General features: G+C 71.9%; 16 protein-coding genes. 4 read left to right on the forward strand and 12 right to left on the reverse strand.

All coding sequences use genetic code 11. The features are described from left to right. Nucleotides 1–15: 15 nt before the first annotated feature. Complete coding sequence (locus OG519_RS27770) at nucleotides 16–513, reverse strand: NUDIX domain-containing protein (RefSeq protein WP_405589389.1); 498 nt, start codon at nucleotides 511–513, stop codon at nucleotides 16–18. A 304-nt stretch (nucleotides 514–817) separates the two neighbouring features. Between OG519_RS27770 and OG519_RS27775 the strand changes: the two genes are divergently transcribed. Beyond that, a complete protein-coding gene (locus OG519_RS27775; protein WP_405589392.1) occupies nucleotides 818–1,981 on the forward strand; it encodes a glycerate kinase in 1,164 nt (387 codons plus the stop codon). Between the two features lie 188 nt (nucleotides 1,982–2,169). Here OG519_RS27775 and pssA read toward each other — a convergent pair whose 3' ends face one another. The 8 genes from pssA to OG519_RS27815 all read right to left on the reverse strand — a co-directional run bounded on the left by pssA (nucleotide 2,170) and on the right by OG519_RS27815 (nucleotide 12,243). Then, a complete protein-coding gene (gene pssA, locus OG519_RS27780) occupies nucleotides 2,170–3,072 on the reverse strand; it encodes a CDP-diacylglycerol--serine O-phosphatidyltransferase (protein ID WP_405589395.1) in 903 nt (300 codons plus the stop codon). Beyond that, complete coding sequence (locus tag OG519_RS27785) at nucleotides 3,059–3,706, reverse strand: phosphatidylserine decarboxylase (protein WP_405589397.1); 648 nt, start codon at nucleotides 3,704–3,706, stop codon at nucleotides 3,059–3,061. The genes pssA and OG519_RS27785 overlap by 14 nt, the downstream gene beginning before the upstream one ends. Before the next feature lie 202 nt (nucleotides 3,707–3,908). Next, complete coding sequence (locus tag OG519_RS27790; protein WP_405589400.1) at nucleotides 3,909–5,123, reverse strand: acyl-CoA dehydrogenase family protein; 1,215 nt, start codon at nucleotides 5,121–5,123, stop codon at nucleotides 3,909–3,911. A 1-nt stretch (nucleotide 5,124) separates the two neighbouring features. Next, nucleotides 5,125–5,628 (reverse strand): MaoC family dehydratase, encoded by a 504-nt coding sequence (locus tag OG519_RS27795; protein WP_405589402.1) that lies wholly within the window; start codon nucleotides 5,626–5,628, stop codon nucleotides 5,125–5,127. A 2-nt stretch (nucleotides 5,629–5,630) separates the two neighbouring features. Next, on the reverse strand, nucleotides 5,631–7,595 hold the full coding sequence (locus OG519_RS27800) for a protein meaA (protein ID WP_405593061.1): 1,965 nt from the start codon (nucleotides 7,593–7,595) through the stop codon (nucleotides 5,631–5,633). 134 nt (nucleotides 7,596–7,729) lie between these two features. After that, nucleotides 7,730–9,100 (reverse strand): crotonyl-CoA carboxylase/reductase, encoded by a 1,371-nt coding sequence (gene ccrA / locus OG519_RS27805; protein ID WP_405589405.1) that lies wholly within the window; start codon nucleotides 9,098–9,100, stop codon nucleotides 7,730–7,732. 350 nt (nucleotides 9,101–9,450) lie between these two features. After that, the gene (locus tag OG519_RS27810; protein ID WP_405589407.1) at nucleotides 9,451–10,242 is read right to left on the reverse strand and encodes a TetR family transcriptional regulator; all 792 of its coding nucleotides are present in this window, start codon (nucleotides 10,240–10,242) and stop codon (nucleotides 9,451–9,453) included. Nucleotides 10,243–10,338: 96 nt separating this feature from the next. Beyond that, nucleotides 10,339–12,243: a 3-hydroxyacyl-CoA dehydrogenase family protein gene (locus OG519_RS27815; RefSeq protein ID WP_405589409.1), complete on the reverse strand. Its 1,905-nt coding sequence runs from the start codon at nucleotides 12,241–12,243 to the stop codon at nucleotides 10,339–10,341. Between the two features lie 458 nt (nucleotides 12,244–12,701). Here OG519_RS27815 and OG519_RS27820 point away from each other — a divergent pair, with 458 nt between their 5' ends. Beyond that, nucleotides 12,702–13,277, forward strand: a complete 576-nt coding sequence (locus OG519_RS27820; protein WP_405589411.1) for an adenylosuccinate lyase — start codon at nucleotides 12,702–12,704, stop codon at nucleotides 13,275–13,277. Here the strand turns inward: OG519_RS27820 and OG519_RS27825 are convergent. Both OG519_RS27825 and OG519_RS27830 read right to left on the reverse strand, forming a co-directional pair. Continuing rightward, nucleotides 13,171–13,797: a GNAT family N-acetyltransferase gene (locus tag OG519_RS27825; protein WP_405589414.1), complete on the reverse strand. Its 627-nt coding sequence runs from the start codon at nucleotides 13,795–13,797 to the stop codon at nucleotides 13,171–13,173. The genes OG519_RS27820 and OG519_RS27825 overlap by 107 nt on opposite strands. A gap of 19 nt (nucleotides 13,798–13,816) precedes the next feature. Continuing rightward, nucleotides 13,817–14,971: an Rv2578c family radical SAM protein gene (locus OG519_RS27830; RefSeq protein ID WP_405589417.1), complete on the reverse strand. Its 1,155-nt coding sequence runs from the start codon at nucleotides 14,969–14,971 to the stop codon at nucleotides 13,817–13,819. A 144-nt stretch (nucleotides 14,972–15,115) separates the two neighbouring features. Here OG519_RS27830 and OG519_RS27835 point away from each other — a divergent pair, with 144 nt between their 5' ends. Together OG519_RS27835 and OG519_RS27840 are read left to right on the forward strand one after the other, a co-directional pair. Next, nucleotides 15,116–15,571, forward strand: coding sequence for an SRPBCC family protein (locus OG519_RS27835; protein WP_405589420.1), 456 nt, complete (start codon nucleotides 15,116–15,118; stop codon nucleotides 15,569–15,571). A gap of 158 nt (nucleotides 15,572–15,729) precedes the next feature. Continuing rightward, nucleotides 15,730–18,267: an MFS transporter gene (locus OG519_RS27840; protein ID WP_405589423.1), complete on the forward strand. Its 2,538-nt coding sequence runs from the start codon at nucleotides 15,730–15,732 to the stop codon at nucleotides 18,265–18,267. 133 nt (nucleotides 18,268–18,400) lie between these two features. On the opposite strand, the gene OG519_RS27845 is transcribed toward OG519_RS27840, so the two are convergent. Beyond that, nucleotides 18,401–20,107 (reverse strand): MFS transporter, encoded by a 1,707-nt coding sequence (locus OG519_RS27845; RefSeq protein ID WP_405589426.1) that lies wholly within the window; start codon nucleotides 20,105–20,107, stop codon nucleotides 18,401–18,403. Between the last annotated feature and the right edge of the window lie 53 nt (nucleotides 20,108–20,160).

Genomic DNA, 20,160 nt, shown 5'->3' on the forward strand with positions numbered 1-20,160 from the left:
GGCCCGAGTGCTGAGTCAGGGGGTGGCCGGGCGGCCGTTGACGAGTTCGGCTGGGGCGGTGGCGGGGGGCAGCGCGGTCAGGGCGGCCCGGATCCGGCGGGTCGCGCCCGGGGTGAGGTAGCGGTCGATGGCGTCCGCGGGCACCAGCTCCCAGGAGTCGAGCTCCTCCTCCTGGAGCCGGATCGCGGCGAGCTGCTGCTCGCTCAGCACGCCGCCGTCGTAGAGAAAACTGGTCAGCGGCGGTCGGCCGGGGCTGATCACCCAGTCGAGAGCGAGCAGGGCGCCGGGGACGACATCGAGTCCGATCTCCTCAAGCGTCTCCCGGCGGGCCGCCTCCCGCGGGGTCTCCCCCTGGTCGGACTCGATCGTGCCGCCGGGCAGCGTCCAGGTGCCGTCGTCCCGGTAGTTCGGCTCGACGAGCAGCAGCCGGCCGTCGGCCGACCTGAAGAGGGTGTTGGCCCCGGCGAGGATCCGGGGCAGTCCGGCGAGATACGTGGCGAAGTCGGTGCTCATACGCTCAATTTAAAGGCCGTTGCCGTCACCTCGGGCGCGGTCGGATCACACGATCGCGCGAACGCGCCCGCCGGTCGGCGGCTGAATCGGCGGTTGGGGCCCGCCAGGGGCGCTGGGTCCCCCCAGGGCGAAGCTCTGGGGGAGGGCAAGCGGCCACGACCGGCCCGCACCCGGGTGTGCGACCGATCCGCCGGTTGTCCGCGTTGCCCGCCGGAGGCCCTGAGTGGCGTCCGCGAGCAGCCGTGCCGTCCCGGGATAGGGTCCGAAGGGGCGCGACGTTCCGTGACGGTTGGGAAGTGACAAGGTGTCGAACGGTGAAGCTCGATCGGCGGCGCGGGTGCTGGTCGCCCCGGACAAGTTCAAGGGCTCGCTGACCGCTGTCGAGGTGGCCGCGCATGTCGAGGTCGGCCTGCGGACGGTGGTGCCCGGGCTCGTCGTCGAGTCACTGCCGGTCGCGGACGGTGGCGACGGCACGGTGGACGCCGCCGTGGCCGCCGGGTTCGAGCGCCGTACCGTCACGGTCACCGGACCACTCGGTGAACCGGTCGAGGCGGCGTTCGCCCTGCTGGACGGCCGCGCCGTGGTGGAGATGGCCGAGGCGTCCGGGCTGCGACTGCTGCCGCCGGGGCTCTTCGCACCGCTCGCCGCGACGACCTACGGCACCGGTGAGCTGATCCGCGCCGCGCTCGACGCGGGGGCCCGCGCGATCGTGCTCGGTGTCGGCGGCAGCGCCACCACCGACGGCGGGGCCGGCATGCTCAGCGCGCTCGGCGCGCGGCTGCTCGACGCCGGCGGGGTGCCGGTCGCCCCCGGCGGCGGACCGCTGGCCACGCTGGCGACGGTGGACTTCGCCGACCTCGACCCACGGCTCGGCGGCGTCGAACTCGTACTCGCCGGCGACGTCGACAATCCGCTGCTCGGCCCCAGGGGCGCGGCGGCCGTCTACGGCCCGCAGAAGGGCGCCACCGCCGAGGAGGTGGCCGCGCTCGACGCCGCGCTGAGCCGCTATGTCGAGGTGATGGCCGCCACCCTCGGGCCGCGCGCGGTCGGAGCGGCGCGGGCGGCGGGCGCCGGGGCGGCCGGCGGCATCGGGTACGGCGCGCTGGTCGGGCTGGGGGCCACCTTCCGGGCCGGCATCGAGGTGCTGATGGAGGTGCTGGGCTTCGCCGACGCGCTGTCCCGGGCCAACCTGGTGATCACCGGCGAGGGCTCGCTCGACGAGCAGACCCTGCACGGCAAGGCCCCGATCGGCGTCGCCCAGGCGGCGCGCGCCCAAGGGATCGAGGTCGTCGCGGTCTGCGGGCGGCTCGCGCTCCCCGCGGCCGCGCTGGGCGCCGCCGGTATCCGCCGCGCCTACGCCCTCAACGCGATCGAACCGGACCTCGACCGTTGCGTCGCCGAGGCCGGACCGCTCCTCGAACGGGTCTCGGCCGCGCTGGCCCGCGATTTCCTGCTCATCGCCCCCTGACCCGCCCGGCAGGTCTCCGCCCGGAGGTCCGCCCGCAGGTCCGCCCGGTCGGCTCGACCCGCCGGGGTCCTGGACGTTTCACCAGGCCGGGTCCGTACCGTCCGCTGCGACGCGAAAGCACGCCGAAGGCCCCGGTCCCCCCGCTGTGCGCGGGGAACCGGGGCCTGGAGAGCCCGGCGGCCTGAGGGTCAGCGTGCCGTTTCGGCGCGGGCCTCGCGGCGGTTGGCGCGGATCGTGTTGACCCGGCGGGTGGTCGCGAAGCAGGGGATGACCGCGGCGGCGCAGCACTGGAGCGCGGCACCGGCCTGGAGGAGGCTGTGTCCACCGGGGACACCGAGTGTCCACGCGGCCAGGCAGCCCATGCTGATGAGCGTCCACAAGAAGGTGATCAGCGCCAGGCGTCCGCGCGGCTTGGGGTATTCGACCCGGCTCACCATCAGCCAGGCGACACCCACGATGCCCACCACCGTCACCACGAACGGCAGCTCGAGCAGCACCAGTGAGACCACCGTCATCGCCCCGAAGGGACTGGGCATGCCCTGGAAGACGCCTTCCCGCAGCGTCGTGCAGGAGAAGCGGGCCAGCCGCAGCACCACCGCCAGCACAAGCAGGACCGCGGCGAGCGCCGCGACCTTGCCGTGGGCGTTGTCCGAGACGATGCCCCAGACGACCACGAAGTAGGCGGGGGCGAGTCCGAAGCTGATCAGATCGGAGAGGTTGTCCAGTTCCGCGCCCATCGCGGAGCTGCGCAGCTTGCGCGCCACCAGCCCGTCGAAGAGGTCGAAGACCGAGGCCAGCAGCATCAGCGTGACCGCGTTGGCCGCGCTGTGCTTGGACATCGCGCCGTCGTTGGTGCCCATGAGGTGCGGCACCAGCACGCCGGTGGTGGTGAAGTACACGGCCATGAAGCCGCAGATCGCGTTGCCGAGGGTGAGCGTGTCCGCGATGGACAGCCGGGTGGAGAGCGGCAGGTCGCCGACCTCGTTCTCCAGCTCGCTCACCCAGGACGACGTCGAGGAGGCGGTGGACCCGCCGGGCGCCGACGACACCGAGGACGCCGCCGACTGTGTTTCCGGCTCAAGCACGGTCAAGGCGAGTCACCCCAGCCGTGGTGGTCTGCCCGACCTCGACCGCGGGCGCGACACCCTCGGGAAGGTAGATGTCCACCCGGGAGCCGAAGCGGATCAGCCCGATCCGGTCACCCTGCTCGACCTTGCAGCCCCGTGGCACGTAAGGCACGATGCGCCGGGCCACCGCGCCGGCGATCTGCACCACCTCGATGTCACCGAGTTCGGTGTCGAAGTGCCAGATCACCCGCTCGTTGTGCTCGCTCTCCTTGTTGAACGCCGGTACGTATCCGCCGGGGATGTGCTCGACGGAGGTGACGGTGCCGGCGAGCGGGGCGCGGTTCACATGGACGTTCAGCGGGCTCATGAAGATCGCGACGCGGGTGCGCCCGTCCTTCCACGGCATGATGCTCTGCACCACACCGTCGGCGGGCGAGATCACCCGGCCTTCGGTGATCTCCCGCTCGGGGTCGCGGAAGAACCACAGCATGCCGGCCGCGAGTGCGGTGGCGGGGACGGCCACGGTCGCCCAGCGGGCGGAGCGACGCGCTCGGGTCAGGCTGACCGCCGAGGCGGCAACGGTCGGGAGGAGCCACGGCGACGCTCCGCGCGCGAGGCGGACCCGGCCGCGTGGTGCAGAGGAATGGCTGTGGGGCATGGAAGACCTTCGTAGCGGAGGATGCCGCGAATTGCTTCAGGGGACGGCGGCTTTACTCGATGGTATCGGCTGACACGGGCAACTGGGCAAGCTGGAGGGCGAGTCGATGGCTGGTTCCGATGCCCTCACCGATGACACACCGTGACCTTCGGTCGCAAAATACCTTCGACAAATCATGACAATTGGGACCGATGTGCTCAGGTCAGCCCGGCAGGCGGTACTCCTCAAGCAGCCGCCGTCCGATGATCATTTTCTGGATCTCGGCGGTACCTTCGCCGATCAGCAGCATCGGGGCCTCCCGGTAGAGCCGCTCGATCTCGTACTCCGTGGAGTACCCGTAGCCGCCGTGGATACGGAAAGCGTCCTCAACGACCTCCTTGCAGTACTCCGCAGCGAGATATTTGGCCATTCCGGCCTCCAGGTCATTGCGCTGCCCGGAGTCCTTCCTGCGGGCCGCGCCGACCATCATGTGGTGGGCCGCCTCCACCTTGGTGGCCATTTCGGCCAATTTGAACTGGATCGCCTGGTGCTCGGCGATCGGCTTGCCGAAGCTGTGCCGCTGCTGTGCGTAGGAGATGCCCAGTTCGAAGGCACGCCGGGCGACCCCGCAGCCGCGCGCGGCCACATTGACCCGGCCGACCTCGACGCCGTCCATCATCTGGTAAAAACCTCGGCCGCTCGCCCCGCCGAGCACCCGGTCCGCCGGGATCCGGACGTCCGCCAGCACCAGTTCGGTGGTGTCGACGCCCTTGTAGCCCATCTTCTCGATCCGGCCGGGCACGGTCAGCCCGGGGACCTTGGCGTTGGGGCCGAAGCCGGGCTCCTTCTCGATCAGGAAGGTGGTCATCGACCGGTGCGGCGGCGCGTCGGCCGGCTGCCCCTCGTCGGTCCGGCAGAGCACGGCCACCAGACCGGCCGAGCCGCCGTTGGTCAGCCACATCTTCTGGCCGTTGACGACATAGGTGTCGCCTTCCCGTACGGCCCTGGTGCGGATCGCCCCCACATCGGAACCGGTGCCCGGCTCCGACATCGAGAACGCGCCGCGTATCTCGCCGGTGGCCATCCGGGGCAGGAAATACTCCTTCTGTTCCCGGGTGCCGTGCTGCCGCAGCAGGTAGGCGACGATGAAGTGCGTGTTGATGATGCCGGAGACACTCATCCAGCCGCGGGCGATCTCCTCCACGGTGAGCGCGTAGGTCAGCAGTGATTCGCCGAGGCCGCCGTATTCCTCGGGAATCATCAGACCGAAGACACCCATGGCCCGCAGGCCCTCGACGATCTCGGTCGGATATTCGTCGCGGTGTTCCAGTTCGGTGGCGACCGGCAGGATCTCCTTGTCGACGAAGCCGCGGACGGCGGCGAGGATCTCCTGCTGGACGTCGGTGAGACCGTCGGTGCGGGCGAGCCGGTCGGCCATGTCAGCTCCTTTCGCTCGGGCGGCCGGGCTGGTCGCCGCCGCGCTGTTCGAGGTAGTCGGCGGTCGGCACCATCACGGTGCGGCGGAAGACACAGACCAGGGTGCCGTCCTGGTTGTAGCCCCTGGTCTCCACCCGCACGATGCCGCGGTCCCTCTTCGACGCGGACAGCCGCTTGTCCAGCACGGTGGACTCGCCGTAGACGGTGTCGCCGTGGAAGGTGGGCGCCACATGCCGCAGCGACTCCACCTCCAGATTGGCGATCGCCTGACCGGACACGTCGGCCACCGACATACCGAGCAGCAGCGAGTAGATGTAGTTGCCCACTACCACGTTCCGGCCGAACTCCGTCGTCTTCTCGGCGTAGTTGGCGTCGAGGTGGAGCGGGTGGTGGTTCATGGTGAGGAGACAGAACAGATGGTCGTCGGATTCGGTGACCGTCTTGCCCGGCCAGTGCCGGTACACCGCGCCGACGTCGAATTCCTCATAGGTGCGCCCGAACCGCACGGTCAGACCTCCAGCTTGTTGGCGAGCCGGATCTCGTCCACGATCCGGCCGATGATCCCGGTGATTCCGAAGTCCCTCGGGGTGAACACCGCGGCCACACCGGCGGCCAGCAACTCCCTGGCGTCCGCCGGCGGAATGATCCCGCCGACGATCACCGGGATGTCGTCCGCCCCGGCCCGGCGCAGCCGCTCCACCACGTCGGGCACCAGCGCGGCATGCGAACCGGACAGGATCGACAGCCCGACACAGTGCACGTCCTCGGCGACCGCCGCCGAGACGATCTGCTCCGGCGTCAGCCTGATCCCCTGGTAGACCACCTCGAAACCGGCGTCCCGGGCCCGCACCGCGATCTGCTCGGCCCCGTTGGAGTGGCCGTCCAGGCCCGGTTTGCCGATCAGCAGCCGCAGCCGGCCGCCGCCCAACCGGGCCGCGGTGTCGGCGACCTTGCGGCGTACCGCCGCCAACTCGCCGCCCGGCTCCGCCGTCACCGCGAGCGGCGCGCCGCCCACCCCGGTCGGCGCGCGGAACTCGCCGAAGACATCCCGCAGCGCCGCCGACCACTCGCCGGTGGTGACACCGGCCCTGGCGCACTCCAGGGTGGCCGCCATCAGGTTCTCCGCGCCGGCCGCCGCCGCACGCAGCGCGGCCAGCGACGCCCGGCTCCGCCGCTCGTCACGGCTCGACCGGAAGGCGGTGAGCGCCGCGACCACCCGGGCCTCGCCGGCCGGGTCCACCGTCATGACCGCCGTGTCCGGATCGGCGGTCAGCGGGCTCGGCTCGGTGGCCTGGTAGCAGTTCACCCCGACGACCTTCTCGGCGCCGGACTCGATCCGGGCCCGCCGCTCGGTGTGCGAGGAGACCAGCCGGGACTTCAGATACCCCGACTCCACCGCGGCCAGCACCCCGCCCTGTTCCCGCACCCGGTCCATCTCGGCGGTCGCGGCCTCGACCAGTTCGGCGACCTTCGCCTCGATCACAAGGCTGCCGGCGAAGATGTCCTCGTACTCCAACAGGTCGCTCTCATGGGCCAGTACCTGCTGCATCCGCAGGCTCCACTGCTGGTCCCACGGCCGGGGCAGGCCCAACGCCTCGTTCCACGACGGGAGTTGGACCGCGCGGGCACGGGCGTCCCTGGAGAGGGTGACCCCCAGCATCTCCAGCACGATGCGCTGGACGTTGTTCTCCGGCTGGGCCTCGGTCAGCCCGAGGGAGTTGACCTGCACGCCGTAGCGGAAACGCCGTTGGCGCGGGTCCCGGACCCCGTAGCGCTCCCGCGTCACGGTGTCCCAGATACGGCCGAAGGCCCGCATCTTGCACATCTCCTCGACGAACCGCACCCCGGCGTTGACGAAGAACGAGATCCGTCCCACCACGTCGCCGCGCCGCTCCGGCGGCACCTGCCCGGAGGCGAACACCTCGTCCAGGACGGCCACGGCGGTGGACATCGCGTACGCGATCTCCTGCACCGGCGTGGCCCCCGCCTCCTGGAGGTGGTAGCTACAGATGTTGACCGGGTTCCACCGGGGCAGATGACGCACGGTGTACGTGATCAGGTCCGCGGTCAGCCGGAGCGAGGGACCGGGCGGGAAGACATGCGTACCCCGGGACAGGTACTCCTTGACGATGTCGTTCTGCGTCGTCCCCCGGAGCGTGCTGATGTCCGCGCCCTGCTCCTCGGCGACCACCTGATAGAGGGCCAGCAGCCACATCGCGGTGGCGTTGATGGTCATCGAGGTGTTCATCCGCTCCAGCGGTATGTCCTGGAACAGCCGCCGCATGTCGCCGAGGTGAGAGACCGGGACACCGACCCGGCCGACCTCGCCGCGGGCCAGCGGATGGTCCGGGTCGTAGCCGGTCTGCGTCGGCAGGTCGAAGGCGACGGACAGGCCGGTCTGGCCCTTGGTGAGATTGCGGCGGTGGAGCGCGTTGGACGCCTCCGCGGTGGAGTGCCCGGCGTAGGTCCGCATCAGCCAGGGGCGGTCCCGCTCCCGGCCGGGCCTCGGGCCCGGCGCGATGGCTTGCCGGGCGGCCGGCCCGGCGGCCGGCTCGCCGCCGGGTTCGGTGGCCGCTGTGGTGGCCGGCTCGGCAGCCTCCGCCGTCATCAGGCGGCCCGGCCCGGCCGGGCGGCCGCCGCGGGGGCGTCCCGGAAGAGATTGATGGCCGGCAGGTGCTCGGCCCGCAGGACCGGGTCGGTCACGCCCATCCCCTCCTCGGGCGCCAGCGCGAGCACCCCGACCTTGCCCTGATGGCGGTTGTGGTGGACGTCGTAGGCGGCCTGCCCGGTGTCGGCCAGCGGATAGGTGCGGGAGAGCGTCGGATGGATCCGGCCCTTGGCGACCAGCCGGTTGGCCTCCCACGCCTCGCGGTAGTTGGCGAAGTGCGAACCGACGATCCGCTTGAGGCTCATCCACAGATAGCGGTTGTCGTACTCGTGCAGGAACCCGCTGGTGGACGCGCAGGTGACGATGGTGCCGCCCTTGCGGGCGACGTACACCGAGGCGCCGAAGGTCTCCCGGCCCGGGTGCTCGAAGACGATGTCCACGTCCTCCCCGCCGGTCAGTTCGCGGATCCGCGCCCCCAACCGCCGCCACTCGCGCGGGTCCTGGTGGTGCTCGTCCTTCCAGAACCTGAAGTCCTCGGCGCCGCGGTCGATGATCGCCTCGGCGCCCATCCGCCGGCAGATCTCCGCCTTCTCCCGGCTGGACACCACACAGATCGGGGTGGCGCCGCCGGCCAGCGCGAACTGGGTCGCGTACGAACCGAGTCCGCCGCCCGCCCCCCAGATCAGGACGTTGTCGCCCTGCTTCATGCCGGCGCCGTTGCGCGAGACGAGCTGCCGGTAGGCGGTGGAGTTGACCAGACCGGGGGCCGCGGCCTCCTCCCAGGTGAGGTGCTCCGGCTTGGGCATGAGCTGGTTCGCCTTCACCAGCGCCATCTCCGCGAGGCCGCCGAAGTTGGTCTCGAAGCCCCAGATCCGCTGCTCCGGGTCGAGCATCGTGTCGTTGTGCCCTTCGGGGGACTCCAACTCCACGCTCAGACAGTGCGCGACGACCCGGTCGCCCGGCCGCCACTTGTTCACCCCGGGCCCGGTGCGCAGCACCACACCGGACAGGTCGGAGCCGATGACGTGGTAGGGCAGGTCGTGCCGCTTGCCGAGCGGCGACAACCGTCCGTAACGCTCAAGGAAGGAGAAGGTGGAGACCGGTTCGAAGATCGACGTCCAGACCGAGTTGTAGTTGACCGAGCTGGCCATCACCGCCACGAGGGCTTCGGCGGGGCCGAGTTCGGGGAGCGGCACCTGCTCCAGGTGCAGTGACGCGCGGGGGTCCTTGTCCCGGGTGGCGAGGCCGGCGAACATCTCGGCCTCGTCCTTGTGCACGGTGACCGCGCGGTACGTCTCGGGCAGTCGCACGGCCGCGAAGTCGGCGGCGGAACTGTCCGGCGCGAGGATGGTGTCCAGGATTTCCTTCATATGACTCGCCTCCGGCTGGAAACGCGGGTGTTGAGGGCGTCGAGGGATCGCGTGCCGTCGTCGGTTCGCCGAGCGGATGAGCAGTTCGAAGTCGTCAGGGTGAAGGGGCCGCGGGGATGCGGCGGGCCTGTGACGCAGGCTCAGGGGCGGTGGGACGGCCGCCCGGTGCCGGACAGGTTATGGCACGGCGTGCCAGTGGTAAAGACACTGGGTGCCAAGAATTTCACTCAGCTGTGAACCGCGGCCCGCACATGAGCGACAGCGGCCGCCCGGCGCGTGCCGGGCAGGGGCATCCGGGGCAGGGCATAGCGGGCATAGTGGGCATGGCGGCAGGACATACGGGCAGGGCCTCAGGCCTTGCGCAGCGCTTCCTCGATGGTGCGCAGGATCTCGGCGGGCGAGGCGTCCGTACGGGCCACCGCGACCACCACCTCGCCGTGCCGGGACACCGTGGTCGCCGGCTCGACCGCCACCCGGGACGGTATCCGGCCGGCACCGATCCCATTGCCGAACGTCGTCTTGATGACCTCGAAGGCATGATCGAGCTGCGCCTCCACATCGCCCTTGCCGCCGGCCCGCAGCCAGCGCCGCAGCACATGGTTGTGCGCCGCCACCACCGCGGAGGCGGCCACCTCGGCCAGCAGCGGGTCGTCGTCGCCGTCCCGGTGCGCGCCCTCGTCGAAGTGCCCCAGCAGATACCGGGTGAACAGCCGCTCGTACCTGGCCACCGAGGCGATCTCGCGCTCGCGCAGCGTCGGCACCTCGCGGGTCAGCCGATAGCGCTCCACCGACACCTCCGGCACCTGCGCGTACATCCGCAGCACCTCGGTGATCCCCCGGCACACCGTGTCCAGCGGGTGCTCGCGCGGGTCCGCCGAGTCCAGCACCGCCTGCACCCGGACCAGGGTGTCGTCGTGGTCCGGGAAGATCGCCTCCTCCTTGGCGCGGAAGTGCCGGAAGAAGGTACGCCGGGCCACCCCGGCGGCGGCCGCGATCTCGTCGACGGTGGTGGCCTCGTACCCCTGCGTCGCGAACAGGTGCATCGCCGCCGCCGCGAGGTCCTGGCGCACCCGGTGGCGCTGGGCGGCGACGCGGCGGCCGTTCGCGGTCTCGGGGGCGCCGGACTTCACGGACTGGGGCATGCGGGGAACGTAACACGCCGAACCGCCGGGCCCGGCGGTCGGGGGAAAACCGCCCCGGGCCGCCGGGTTCGCGCTCAGCTCTCGCCCCGCCGCCCCTCAACGGGCCCCGTACTCGCGAAAACCCCGGCCGGTCTTGCGGCCCAGACAGCCCGCGGACACCAACTGCTCCAGCAGCGAGGCCGGTGCCAGACCCGGGTCGCGGAACTCCTCGTGCAGCGCCCGTTCGATCGCCAGCGACACATCCAGGCCGACCACGTCCAGCAACTCGAAAGGCCCCATCGGATAACCGCCGCCCAGCTTCATCGCCGTGTCGACGGCGTCCACGGTCGCGTAATGGTCCTGCACCATCTTCACCGCGTCGTTGAGGTAGGGGAAGAGCAGCGCGTTGACGATGAAACCGGCCCGGTCGCCGCAGTCCACCGCGTGCTTGCCGAGCCGGCCGGCCACCTGGTGGGCGGTGGCGACCACATCGTCGGCGGTCAGCACGGTCCTGACCACCTCGACCAGCCGCATGGCGGGCGCCGGGTTGAAGAAGTGCAGGCCCACCACGTCCTGCGGGCGCGCGGTGGCACGGGCGATCGCCACCACCGGCAGCGAGGACGTGGTGGTGGCCAGTACGGCGCCCGGCCGGCACACCTCGTCGAGCGTCCGGAAGAGCCGCCGCTTCACCGGGAGATCCTCCGCCACCGCCTCCACCACCAGATCGGCGCCGGCCAGCGCGTCGTAGGAACCGGCCGGCGTCACCCGGGCCACCGCCTCGTCCCGCTGCCCCGGCGTCAGTCGTCCCTTGGCCACCGAACGGTCGAGCGACGCCGCCATCCGCGCCAGCGCCGACCCGGCCTTCTCCGGGCTCCTGGCGGTCAGCACCACATTGAGACCCGCCGTCGCGCAGACCTCCGCGATGCCGGCGGCCATCGTCCCCGAACCGGCCACGCCCACGGTTCGCACGCGCCGCCCGTCGGCCGCCGGAGAGCGGGCGCCGCCGGGCGGCCGCGCGTCCGGGACCGGCGCCGGGTCGCCGGGGGCCGCGTACGTGTAGAAGCCGCGGCCCGACTTGCGGCCCAGCAGCCCGGCCGCGGTGAGCTGCCGCAGCACCGGCGCGGGAGCGTGCGGCCGGCCGCGGCCGGCCTCGTACATCGCGTCGAGCACGGTGGTCGCGGTGTCGATCCCGATCAGGTCGAGCAGCGCCAGCGGGCCCATCGGAAGGCCGCAGCCGAGCCGCATCGCGGCGTCGATGTCCTCCCGGGTGGCGTATCCGGCCTCGTACATCGCCGCGGCCCGGTTGAGATAGCCGAAGAGCAGTCCATCGGCGATGAAGCCGGGCCGGTCGCCCACCGGTACCGGCTCCTTGCCCAAGCCGCGGACGAGCGCCATGACCGCCGCGGTCGCCTCCGGCGAGGTCAGCACGGTGGACACCACCTCGACCAGCCGCATCGCCTGGGCCGGCGCGAAGAAGTGCAGCCCCAGCACCCGGTCGGGACGGGCCGTCTCGGCGGCCAGCCCGGTGACCGACAGCGCGTTGGTGCCGGTGGCCAGGATCGCGCCCGGCTTGGCGATCCGGTCGAGCGCGGTGATCACCTCGCGCTTGGTGGCGTAGCGCTCGTCCACCACCTCGATCACCAGATCGGCCGCGGCGGCGTCCGTCAGGGCGACCGACGTACGGAACCTGGCGAGCGCGCCGACCCGTTCCGCGGCCGACATCCGCCCGCGTGCGACCGCCCGCGCGGTGGACGCCTCGAACCGGGTCGCCGCCCGGCGGGTCGCGGCGTCGCTGACGTCGATGCCGATCACCTGATGGCCGCCCCTGGCCAGCACTTCGGCGATGCCGGTGCCCATGGTGCCGAGACCGACGACGGCCACGGCGAGACGGGAGGTGACGGGGGGCGCCGAGGGGGCTGAGAGCTCTGCCGGTTCGGCGGACGTGGGGGACAAGGGGGATGCGGTGGACGAGGAGGATGCGGCGGACGTGGGGGACGCCGAAAGGGCGGACGGAGGGTTCATCGCGTGACTCCAGAAGCGTGAGGCACCGGGGCGTCGGAGCGCCGGCCACGGCGGAGGGTGAAGGAGTCGCGGGCCAGGCGCGGTGATGCACCGCGCGCCCGCGCGAACCGGCCGGCCGGACCCTGTCCCGGGGTCCCGCCGGCGCTGTCGAACGTGGCTGTTTCAAGCTGAAGTGAGCTGAAGTGAGCAGGTGTGAACTGGGTCGAGCCGCGACGAACCGACGACGAACCGATGCCCGGCGGCTGCGTCACCGACCGCCGAACACCCGTCCAGCCGAGGGTAACCCGCGAGTAACTTCATGGCCAGACCCTGCGCCCATGTGATGCGAACCTTCTTCACATGAGCGGCCTATCGATGGGCGGCCCCGTCGCCGCGGTGGCCCACGGGGTGGTCCGGGCGACCGTGCGCCGCCGCGCGGGCGGCCGGAGCGGGAGAGCTGCCGACCCTAGAGTGGGCCGATGGACTCCGCGTCACGCGACCGCCTCGCCGCGGTCCTCACCGCCCCCGGACAGCCGCTCGACGTACGGGAGGACGCCGCCGTCGAGTTGGCGGAGGCCGGTGACCGGCGCGCGTTCGAGACGCTCGCGCTGCTCCTCAACTACCGCGACGAGACCCGGGCCGGCCGGGCGGCGACCGCGCTGCTGCGCCTCGGCGATCCGCGCACCGGCCGGGCCGCCGCCGCGCTCGCCACCAATCCGCTGCGGGTGGGTTACGCGCTGCCCGCCATCCGCCTGCTCGTCGAACTCCGCGCGCCCGAGGCCGCGGCGGCGCTCACCACGACCTTGCGGCGGCTGCTCGCCGAGGGGCAGCCCGGGCACGACCGGGTCGCGGTGGCCTGCGCCCGGGGGTTGCGCACCCTGAGCGCCCGCGAGCCGTTGCCCGCGGCCGGCGAAGAGGCGCTGCGGGCCGCCGCGGAACACCCCGTGTTCAGGGGGCTGCTGGACCAGGAGGCGGAGCCAGCGGACGGACATACCGCAGCTCGGTCAGCGGCAACCCGTCGTAGCGGTCCGTCGTCTCCGCGCCGTCGGCGGTGAAGCCGGCCCGGGCGTAGAAGCCACGGGCCCGGTGGTTGTCGGCGAGCACCCACAGCAGCAGGCGGCGCCGCCCGAGGCCGGCCGACCGATCGATCACCGCGGCGATCAGCGCACGGCCCACCCCGGTGCCGATCCGGTCGGGGCGTACGTAGAGGGCGTACAACTCGCCGTCCGCGGTGGTCTCGGGCTCCCCGCGGTACGGGCCGAACGCGGCCCAGCCCACGATCTCCCCGTCCGCGCCACGCGCACCACCCGCCCGGATCCCCCCGTTGCCCGTACCCTCCGGACCGGCCCCGCTCTCCTCATAGGCAGGACCGCCGGGCTGGACGGCCACCAGGTTCCGCACCCGGCCCGCCGACGTGGCCAGCCACTCCCGGCGGCGGGCCGCCTCCTCGTCCGGGTCCATGGCGTCCAGATAGCTCCGCGGCACGATGCCGGCGTACGCGGCCCGCCATCCCTCGATCCGGAGCCGGGAAACGGCCGCCATGTCCTCCAGGGTCATCGCCCTCGTACGCACCATGCCGGGACTCTACGGAAGATCAGAGCAGGGTGAGCTGGATATTCTCGCCGGCCCGCGCACCGGCGGCCGCCGGTGCGGGAACGGTCGGACCGGTCGGGTCGGTTGGATCGGTCCGACCGCCCCGACCGCCCCGACCGCCCCGACCGCCCCGACCGGTCGCCGCCTCGGAGCCGGCGGCGGCCGTCCCGGTCTCTTCGGCCGCCGCCGGGTCCGTCACTTGCCGCCCCCGCGGCAGCGGCCCGCAGCCGAACTCCGCCGCGAACTCGTGCACCTGGCGGGTGATCTGCCGCTGATACCACTTGGCCGCGTACGACCCGCCCGCGTACAGGCTTTCGTAGCGCCGTACGAGATGCGGGTGGTGGCGTGCCAGCCACGCCATGTACCACTCGCGGGCGCCCGGCCGCAGGTGCAGCACGATCGGGCTCACCGACGCGCCGCCCGCCGCCGCGATCGCCCGCACCGTCGCCCGCAACTGCTCGGGGGAGTCGCTGAGGAAGGGCAGCACCGGCGCCATCAGCACCGAAGGCGCCAGGCCGTGCTCGGCGAGGGTGCGGCAGACGGCCAGCCGTGTCTCGGGGGAGGGCGTGCCCGGCTCCACGGTGCGCCACAGCTCGCCGTCGACGAATCCGACGGAGAGCGCGAGGGACACCTCGGTCACGGTGGCGGACTGCCGCAGCAGTTCGAGGTCGCGCAGGATCAGCGAGCCCTTGGTGAGGATCGAGAACGGATTGGCCCGGTCCCGCAGCGCCTCCAGGATGCCGGGCATCAGCCGGTACCGCCCCTCGGCCCGCTGGTAGCAGTCGACGTTGGTCCCCATGGCGATGTGCTGCCCCTGCCAGCGCGGCGCGGCCAGTTCGCGGCGCAGCAGCTCGGCGGCGTTGGTCTTCACCACGATCTGCGAGTCGAAGTCACGGCCGGTGTCGAGGTCCAGATAGCTGTGGGTCTTGCGGGCGAAGCAGTAGACGCACGCGTGGCTGCAACCGCGATACGGGTTGACCGTCCATTCGAACGGCATCCGTGACATGCCGGGCACCTTGTTGATGATCGTGCGGGCCCGTATCTCGTGGAAGGTGATGCCCCGGAAGCCGGGGGTGTCGAAGGTACGGGTCGTCACCGCGTCCGTACCGAACAGCGCACCCGCGGAATCGTCGCGGTCGAGCCGGTCCCAGCGCATCGCGTCCTCCTTCGGTCGTCGGTCCCCTCCTCCTCGGCCACAATAGAACAGAAATTCGAAAAGCGGATGTGATTGGCTGTGCGACGCGCGACACACGGCGTGCGGTACACACCCCAGTCACCGACCCACGGAACGAGGAACGTCATGGCGCTGGTCGAGGCCACCACCGAGCGCATCATCGAGGCGGAACCCGAGCGGGTGTACGACGCGCTCGCCGACTACGCCGGCACCCGCGCCCGGTTGCTCCCCGAGCAGTTCAGCGAGTACGAGGTCGTGGAGGGCGGCAAGGGCGCCGGCACCGTCGTGCACTGGAAGCTCCAGGCCACCAAGAAGCGCATCCGCGACTTCCTCTTCGACGTCACCGCGCCCACCCCCGGGCAGCTCGTCGAGACCGACCGCAACTCCAGCTTCGTCAGCACCTGGACCGTCACCCCGGCCGGCGAGGGCCGCAGCCGGGTCGTGGTCGTCACCACCTGGCAGGGCGCCGGCGGCATCGGCGGCTTCTTCGAGCGGACCTTCGCCCCCAAGGGCATCAGCCGGATCTACGACGCGGTGCTCGGCTCGCTCGCCTCCGACGTGGAAGGGCCGGGACAGCCGTAACGACGACCGGCCGGGCCGGGTGTCCGGGCGCTCGCTTCCCGATCATTCACCGATAAGGGTGGTTTTCGCTACTTCCTGAGAATCGTCGCGCCTGTTCGTCGTTGTCGCCTCCAGCGGGAAACGGTGGCGAAGCAGGCGGGACGAGGGGAGCGGCAGGAGTGAGTGGCACGCTGATCGAGCGTACGGCGACGGATGCGGAGGCGGCGCCGCCCCAGCCGGGCGGCCCGAGAGGCCAGGGGGGCGAGCCACCGGGCGGCGGGCCGGCCGGCCACGGAGACCCCGGGGCCGCGGCCGGCGAACTCAGCCCGCGCCGGCTCCGGCTGGTCTTCCTCGGCCTGATGCTCGCCCTGCTGCTGGCGGCGCTCGATCAGATGATCGTCGCCACCGCGCTGCCGAAGATCGTCGGCGAGCTGCACGGCCTCGACAAGATGTCCTGGGTCGTCACCGCCTATCTGCTGGCCTCCACCATCGGCCTGCCGATCTACGGCAAACTCGGCGACCTCTTCGGCCGCAAGATCGTCTTCCAGTGCGCGATCCTCATCTTCGTCGCCGGCTCCGCGCTCGCCGCCTGGTCCCGCACGATGGACGAACTCATCGCCTTCCGCGCCGTCCAGGGCATCGGCGGCGGCGGGCTGATGATCGGCGTGCAGGCGATCATCGCCGACATCGTGCCGCCCCGGCAGCGCGGCCGCTACATGGGCCTGATCGGCGCCGCTTTCGGTGTCGCCTCCGTCGCGGGACCGCTGCTCGGCGGCTTCTTCACCGACCACGCCTCCTGGCGCTGGTGCTTCTCCATCAACGTGCCGTTCGGCCTGGTCACCTTCGCGGTCATCAGTGTGGTGCTGAGACGCGCCAAACCGCCGACCCGGCCGAAGCTCGACGTCCTCGGCTCCCTGCTGCTGGCCGCCGGATCGACCTGCCTGGTGCTCCTGACCACCTGGGGCGGCTCGACCTACGGCTGGCGGTCGCGGGAGATCCTCGGCCTCGGCGTCGGCGCGGTGGTGTGCGCGTTGCTCTTCCTGCTCGTCGAACGCTTCGCCGTGGAGCCGGTCATCCCGCTGCGGCTCTTCCGTGACGGGGTCTTCACCACCTCCGCGATCATCGGCGCGGTCGTCGGCGTCGCGCTCTTCGGCGCGGCCAGCTATCTGCCGACCTTCCTCCAGATGGTGGAGGGCGCGAGCGCCACCGGCTCCGGGCTGCTGATGCTGCCGATGATGCTCGGCGTCGTGGCCGCCTCCATCGTCGGCGGACAGCTGATCAGCCGCACCGGCCGCTACAAGATCTTCCCGGTCGTCGGCGGCGCGCTCTCCGTGATCGGTATGTATCTGCTGTCGCTGCTGGACGCCGACACCTCGCAGCTCGCGTACAGCCTCTATATGGCGGTGCTCGGTCTCGGCATGGGCATGATCCTGCCGGTGCTGGTGCTCGCGGTGCAGAACTCGGTCCGTCCCGCCGACATCGGCAGCGCCACCAGCGCCAACAACTACTTCCGGCAGATCGGCGGTTCGATCGGCGCGGCCGTCTTCGGCACGCTGTTCGCCAACCGGCTGGCCAAGCGGCTGGCCGTCGAACTCCCGCACGGCGTCAAGCTGCCCGACCCCCAGTCGATCACCCCGCAACTGGTCCGCACCCTGCCGGGGCCGGTGCGCGCGGGCTACATCACCGCGTACGCCGACGCGATGCCCCGGATCTTCCTCTATCTGGTGCCGGTCCTCGTCCTCGGCTTCCTCTTCGCCTTCCTGCTCAAGGAGAAACCCCTGGTGACCCAGCACGGCCCCACCGCCCCGACGGCGTACGAACCCGCCTACGACGTTCCCTACGACACCCCTTACGACCCCGCCCGCACCCCGGCCGGCGGTGTCCTCACCGACACCCGCGCCGCCAACGGGCAGAGCGGCCCCGAAGCGCCGGTGCCCGGTGCCCGCCGGGCGCCGCTGGGCGGGGTGGCCGTCTGCGGCACCGTCCAGCACTCCGACGGCACCACCGTCGGCCGCGCCGCCCTCACCCTGATCGACGTCTCCGGCCGCCAGGTCGGCCGCGGCGCCACCACCGAGGACGGGCGGTACGCGCTCAGCACCCCGGGCAGCGGCAGTTACGTTCTGATCGCCGCGGCCGGCGGTCATCAGCCGCAGGCGGTCAGCATCACCGTGGGCGACCATCCGGTGGAGCTGGATGTGGTGCTCGGCGGAGCCGGACGCCTCGCGGGGGCGGTGCGGACCGCCGACGGCACCCCGGTCAGGGACGCGGTGGTGACCCTCACCGATGTGCGGGGGGACGTGGTGGCCAGCGCCCGCAGCGGACGCGAGGGCCTCTACGCGCTGACCGAACTCGTCGCGGGCGAGTACACCCTGGCGGCCAGCGCGCTCGCCTTCCGGCCCACCGCGCTGCCGGTGTCGGTGCAGGCGTCCCGCGAGACCCGGCAGGACGTGGAGTTGGCCGGCGGCGCGGTGCTGCGCGGTGTCGTCCGCGCGCCCGGCGGCAGACTGGTGGAGGACGCCCGGGTCACCCTGCTGGACGCGGCGGGCAACGTGGTGGACTCGGTGACCACGGGTTCCGACGGTCACTTCCGGTTCGTGGACCTGGCGGCGGGGGAGTACACCGTGATCGCGGCGGGCTACCCGCCGGTGGCGACGGTGCTTCAGGTGGCCGGCGGCGGCCGCACCGAACGGGATCTCCAACTGGGCCACGAAGACTAGCGCGGCCTAGCGCGGCCTAGCGCGGCCTAGCGCGGGCCTAGCCTGGCCCGGCCCGACACCGGGAAGCCGCGCCGGCCCGCGCGATCCCGGCTCGGCGGCCAAGAGAGGCCACCGGCCCCACCGGCCCCCGCCCCTACTGGTCGGCGGGGGATTCGGTGTCGGTGCCGTTGCCGCTCTTGACCTCTTCCTTGTCGCACTGCGTGCCGCGGATCAGCGCGTAGCTGCCGCCGATCCGGTATTTGCCTGGCGTCGGCGCGTACAGCCGCGTCCAGTCGCCGTCGGCCGTCACACAGCCGTGTTTGTTGTCGGAGGCACCCTCGACGCCCAGCACCGGGGACCACGGGATGCGCAGCACCACCGAGCCGGGCCGGGGCATCGTCACCGTCAGCTCGGCGGGCCCCGCCTCGTCCACCACGGCCGGCGGGTCGGCGAGCGGGGCGGCGCCGGTGACCTGGTAGAGGCGCCAGTTGGCGTCGTGCCACACCGGCCGCAGCCAGGTCTGCCCGGCCGCCACCAGCGCGGCCTCGGCGACCGCGGCGCCGTCCGGCCGGTCGGCCGGAAGCACCACGTAGTTGACGCTCCAGTGGCGCAGCCAGTCCCGGTAGGAGTCGGCGGTGAGCGTCCCGTCGTAGAAGAGCGGGTTGCGCTCCACATCGGCCTGCCGGTTCCAGCCGCGGGCCAGGTTGACGTACGGCGACAGGCCGGTCGCCTCCCAGTGCGAGCGCAGCGGGACCACCTCGACCCGCCCCCGGTCGGCCCGTACATCGCGCAGTTCGGAGATGAGCGGGCCGGCGTTCTTGACCGTCGAGGCCACCACGGACGTGGTCACCTGGTCCACGATCGGCCGGGTGATCTGCCACCCCGCCACTCCGGCGAACGCCAGCCACACCGCTACGGTGCGGCGGGTGCCCCAGGTGCTGCCCATCGCCACCATCAGCATCACGGTGCCGCCGAAGAGCAGCGAGAGCCGCTCCACATTGCTGCCGATCGGCGACGGGATGGCCCAGGTCAGCGCGATACCCAGCGCGTACACCGCGGCGCCGAGGTGCACCGACCGCCAGGACTTCGGCACCACCAGCGCGATCACCACCGCGATGGCCAGCGGGATGATCGCGAAATACCACTTGAAGGGCTGCACTCCGTAGAAGGGGAAGAGCAGCGAGGTCGCGCCCACCACCACCGGCGGCGCGGCGGCCAGGACGTAGGCGTCCTTGCGCCGCTTGCCGAGGAACAGCGCCGCCGCCACGACCAGCAGGAACAGCCCGGCCACCGGGCTGCACATGGTGGCCAGCGCGGCCATCGCGGTGGCCACCGCCAGCCGGGAGGAGTGCCCGCGGACCGCCTTCTCGGCCGGGAAGAGCAGCGCGGTCGACACCAGGGCGAAGAGCATGCCGAGCGCGAAGGTCACCCGGCCCGAGATGACATCACACCAAAGAGCGAACACCGTCCACAGCACCGGCAGCAGCGGACGTTTCACCCCCGACCGGACCAGCAGCGCCGTGGCCACCGTCGTGGAGAGCGTGCCGGCGAGCACCGCGGTGGTCCTGACCCCGAGCGTCGCCATGATGTACGGGGAGAGGATGCTGTACGACGCCGGGTGGATACCGCCGTACCAGGAGAGGTTGTACGAGGCGGAGGGATGTGCGCGTATGAAGTTGGTCCACGCGTACTGGGCGGCCATGTCGCCGGAGTCCTTGGCCAGGAAGAGGGCCCACACCAGGTGCAGCACCGCCGAGATCGCCGTGGCGAGCACAACGGGGTGGCGCGGGTCGACCCTCCTGATGAGTGCCCGCGGTGCCCGGACGACGCCGAAGCGCGCGGGCTGCTGCCAGGTGGTCACATGGCCTCTTCCGGTAGCGGGGGCTGAGCGTCCCGGCCGGGGTCCCGTCCGGC

Source organism: Streptomyces sp. NBC_01190 (genome assembly GCF_045039895.1).
In the GTDB taxonomy this organism is placed as follows: domain Bacteria; phylum Actinomycetota; class Actinomycetes; order Streptomycetales; family Streptomycetaceae; genus Actinacidiphila.

What these genes read in the sequence shown, in the direction of transcription:
- OG519_RS27770 (WP_405589389.1), bottom strand. Translation starts at nt 513, where the DNA reads ATGAGCACCGACTTCGCCACGTATCTCGCCGGACTGCCCCGGATCCTC.
- OG519_RS27800 (WP_405593061.1), bottom strand. Translation starts at nt 7,595, where the DNA reads ATGCGGACCTACGCCGGGCACTCCACCGCGGAGGCGTCCAACGCGCTC.
- ccrA (WP_405589405.1), bottom strand. Translation starts at nt 9,100, where the DNA reads ATGAAGGAAATCCTGGACACCATCCTCGCGCCGGACAGTTCCGCCGCC.
- OG519_RS27815 (WP_405589409.1), bottom strand. Translation starts at nt 12,243, where the DNA reads ATGAACCCTCCGTCCGCCCTTTCGGCGTCCCCCACGTCCGCCGCATCC.
- OG519_RS27810 (WP_405589407.1), bottom strand. Translation starts at nt 10,242, where the DNA reads ATGCCCCAGTCCGTGAAGTCCGGCGCCCCCGAGACCGCGAACGGCCGC.
- OG519_RS27825 (WP_405589414.1), bottom strand. Translation starts at nt 13,797, where the DNA reads ATGGTGCGTACGAGGGCGATGACCCTGGAGGACATGGCGGCCGTTTCC.
- OG519_RS27785 (WP_405589397.1), bottom strand. Translation starts at nt 3,706, where the DNA reads ATGCCCCACAGCCATTCCTCTGCACCACGCGGCCGGGTCCGCCTCGCG.
- OG519_RS27790 (WP_405589400.1), bottom strand. Translation starts at nt 5,123, where the DNA reads ATGGCCGACCGGCTCGCCCGCACCGACGGTCTCACCGACGTCCAGCAG.
- OG519_RS27830 (WP_405589417.1), bottom strand. Translation starts at nt 14,971, where the DNA reads ATGCGCTGGGACCGGCTCGACCGCGACGATTCCGCGGGTGCGCTGTTC.
- OG519_RS27835 (WP_405589420.1), top strand. Translation starts at nt 15,116, where the DNA reads ATGGCGCTGGTCGAGGCCACCACCGAGCGCATCATCGAGGCGGAACCC.
- OG519_RS27820 (WP_405589411.1), top strand. Translation starts at nt 12,702, where the DNA reads ATGGACTCCGCGTCACGCGACCGCCTCGCCGCGGTCCTCACCGCCCCC.